Here is a 3,439-nt window from a genome sequence, read left to right on the forward strand (position 1 = left end):
ACCGGATGATGAACCCCGACACCCAAAAGTTCATGGCCGAGCGCATGAATGCCCGCATCCACACCGACAATGTCGACGACGCACCCCTGGTCACCCAACCGCGAGCTGTCACCGCCATCGTCTCCGAAGCGCTGCGCAGCACCGCCGACGACCCGAAAACCTAAGCAACACTGGCCTGTCAGTGAGTAGAACCGGGCGGTCGACCGGGGGGCCGGGCCTCCCACGATCCCAAGCCGCCGATCCGGCCGGGCCGAATACGCTACACCGTTCCTCGTCTCACTCACGTCGCTACTCCCCGTCGAATCGGTGTTTGGGTTCGTCGCCTGTTCTGTAAACATGAGATGACTATTGCCAATTGGTACGGCGGTTTCTGTCCGGTGATCAACGGGTGCAGCGGGTGATTCCGTGTCCCCCGAATGGCTGAGGCGCAAAACCGCCCGGGGCCAAAAGCAGTCAGCCTGCATCGCAGACCTCTGCCGATCAGATCAGCCGACCTTCACGGGAGTAACGGCGCTGTCTGTCCGGCGGACCGCCGGTGGAGCGGATGAACCCGAAGTCCCCCGATCAGGGAATAGTGAGGCGACCGCTATGGGAAGCCAAGTCCGTGACGAGCGCGACGGCGACGGAGAAAGTGCATGTGGTGGTCGCCGATGACCACCCGATGTTTCGCGACGGTGTCGTGCGCGCGCTGACGGCGAGCGGGTCAGTAGAGGTGGTCGGCGAAGCTGAAGATGGCGCCGCCGCCTTCCAATTGATTAAGACGCACCGACCCGAGGTCGCGCTGATCGACCATCGGATGCCTGGCATGGACGGCGCCCAGATAGCCGCGGCGGTACAGCGCGACGAGCTGCCAACCCGGGTGTTGCTGCTGTCCGCGCATGACGAGTCGGCGATCGTTTACCAGGCTCTTCAGCAGGGCGCGGCCGGGTTTCTGCCGAAGGAATCGACCCGATCCGAGATCGTCAATGCGGTGCTCGAGTGCGCGAGGGGCCGGGATGTGGTATCAGCGAGCGTGGCGGCGAGCCTTGCTGGTGAGATCCGCCGCCGCGCCGAGCCAGCCGGGCCGGTGCTGACCCGGCGTGAACGCGAGGTACTCGGTCGCATCGCACAAGGTCAAAGCATTCCCACCATTGCCGAAGAGCTCTACCTGGCTCCGTCGACGGTGAAGACCCACGTCCAACGGTTGTATGAAAAACTCGGCGTCGGTGATCGCGCGGCGGCCGTCGCCGAAGCGATCCGGCGCAAACTCCTGGAATAGCCGACGAGAGCAGCCATCACAGGCCACTTCTCCATTCGCACCACCCAGGGGATCAGGCGAGTGCGTTGCGTATCGCCAGCGGTTGCGCGACGATTCGCCGCACAGCTCCGTCGGAATCCGCGCACAGCAGCCGCGCCAGCCGTAGACGGGCACGGGTGAACCAATCGGTCGGTTACTTCGTTTTATCAACGTGGAGCATCCGCAGGCCGAAGCGGTTCGGACGCTGTACGACGATCACGCCGCCGCGTTGTGGCGCTATGCCATGCGTCTGACGGGTGACCAGGCCCGCGCCGAGGACGTCGTGCAGGAGACGCTGCTGCGCGCGTGGCAGCACCCCGAGGTGACCGACGATAGCGAGCGGTCGGCACGTGCCTGGCTGTTCACCGTCGCCCGTAACATGATCATCGACGAACGCCGCAGCTCACGGTTCCGCAACGAAGTGAGCTCGTTGGACGGCTCGGCTGCCCCCGAGCAGGCCAGCCCCGACGAGGTGAACTCGGCGCTGGACCGGATGCTCATCGGCGAGGCGCTGGCACAGCTGAGCCCCGACCACTGCGCCGTGGTTCGGCGTTCCTACTACCTGGGGTGGACGACCAAGCAGATCGCCGACGATCTCGGTATTGCTGAAGGTACCGTGAAGTCGCGGCTGCACTACGCCATGCGGGCAATGCGGCTTACCCTGCAAGAAATGGGGGTAACACGGTGACGCAATTCGACCGAAGGGGTGCCGGACAGCTGGGTGAGGCCGACCCGTTCGCGGTGTGGGACGCGGCCTATGTACTGGGTTCGCTCGACGCTGAAGAACGCCGGCAGTACGAGGCCCATCTGAGTACCTGTGCGCCGTGCCGCGAGGCCGTCGCGCAACTGGCCGGCATGCCCGCGCTGCTGGCACTGCTGGACCCGGACGAGGTCGCCTCCCTCGACGAGGCTTCGCCCGAATTGCCGCAGCCTCCTGCCGAGCTGCTGGACTCACTACTGGCCAAGGTCAGCTGGCGAGACCGGCGCAGGCGGCGGTTGTTGTGGACGATGGCGGCCGCGACCGCCGCGGCCGCCGCCGTGGTTATCACGGTGCTGGTCGGGATTCATCCCGGCCCCTCCGTGCCGTCCGCGGCGCCGCCTGCGACATCGGCATCGGCGCTGACCATGACCCCGGTGGCGCCAAATTCGATAGCCGCGACGGTCACTCTGATCAGTCAGGGATCGGGTACCCGCATCGAGATGATCTGCACCTACCCGAAGGAGTCGGACGACAACGACGTCGACAAGCTGGCAATGGTGGTAGTCGCTCGGGACGGTAGCCATACCCAGCTCGCGACGTGGATGGCGCCCCCCGGCGTTACCGTACGACCGGTTGGGAGCACGCCGATGCGGATGGACCAAATCGCCGCGGTGCAAATTGTCTCCGATGACGGAGATGTGCTGTTGCAGCGCAACGTCTAGAACCGCAGCTCCACGCTGGTCTAACGCTTCTCGGTCCGCAATGCCTCCGATGGGACACGGTGATCAACTTCCCCCGCAAGCCACATAGGCGTACTTCGATAAGGCCTTGTGCAATCTGCATTTTGCGTTGTTCAGACCAATTTTCCGCGGGGAGAGAGGCCAAAATATCGCTCGCTTGTCGGCCAAAACCCCAGGCGGGGGTGTCGCCCAGGCAACCGACGGTACAGAAGAGCGGAGAAGCTATGCGCCGCAAGCAAGATGATTTGCAACCGACGGGCACGCACGTCTGGTTGGTGCACGACGCACGACCGACGCTGGCGGTCCGGCCGGCCCATGGATGACCCGATTAGACGTTACGTGCGGCCGGAAGAGGGTGCGGAGGGCATCGGTAAGCCGGTAAGCGCCAAGACCGTTAGACCACGGCGTGAGAAGCCGTTTGCGGCCGAGTGGGCGCTGTTGAAAGAACTCGGCTTGCGTGGGGACTAGGAACTACACAAGGCGACTGCGCACGCACCGCCACAGCGTTCAGGGCTACCGCTGGTTGGAATTCCGGGCGAGCAGCGACATGATGGCCGACGCCACCTCCCTGCCCGCCTGGAGGTCATCGTCGGCAGCAGGTCCGCGTCCATCCGACCAGCCGCGCTCTCATACCGTGTCGCATGCGACGGAATTCTCGCTAGCAGGTGCGCGGGTCCCTCGAAGCACTGCCCGGAATGTGAACCAGATGATCAGCGAACCCAC

The 3,439-nt window shown here is 64.6% G+C and carries 3 protein-coding genes; all 3 read left to right on the forward strand.

Annotated features, from left to right (window positions below):
* The first annotated feature begins 604 nt into the window (after window positions 1-604).
* The 3 genes from VKI00_RS12520 to VKI00_RS12530 all read left to right on the forward strand — a co-directional run bounded on the left by VKI00_RS12520 (window position 605) and on the right by VKI00_RS12530 (window position 2,698).
* Window positions 605-1,258: a response regulator transcription factor gene (locus VKI00_RS12520; protein WP_324437776.1), complete on the forward strand. Its 654-nt coding sequence runs from the start codon at window positions 605-607 to the stop codon at window positions 1,256-1,258.
* Window positions 1,259-1,448: 190 nt separating this feature from the next.
* Entirely contained in the window at window positions 1,449-1,964 is a 516-nt protein-coding gene (locus VKI00_RS12525; protein ID WP_414687181.1) for a sigma-70 family RNA polymerase sigma factor, read from the forward strand.
* The gene (locus VKI00_RS12530) at window positions 1,961-2,698 is read left to right on the forward strand and encodes a zf-HC2 domain-containing protein (protein ID WP_324437777.1); all 738 of its coding nucleotides are present in this window, start codon (window positions 1,961-1,963) and stop codon (window positions 2,696-2,698) included. The genes VKI00_RS12525 and VKI00_RS12530 overlap by 4 nt, the downstream gene beginning before the upstream one ends.
* Window positions 2,699-3,439: the final 741 nt, after the last annotated feature.

The sequence above is a fragment of the Mycobacterium sp. genome, assembly GCF_035314665.1.
In the GTDB taxonomy this organism is placed as follows: Bacteria; Actinomycetota; Actinomycetes; order Mycobacteriales; family Mycobacteriaceae; genus Mycobacterium.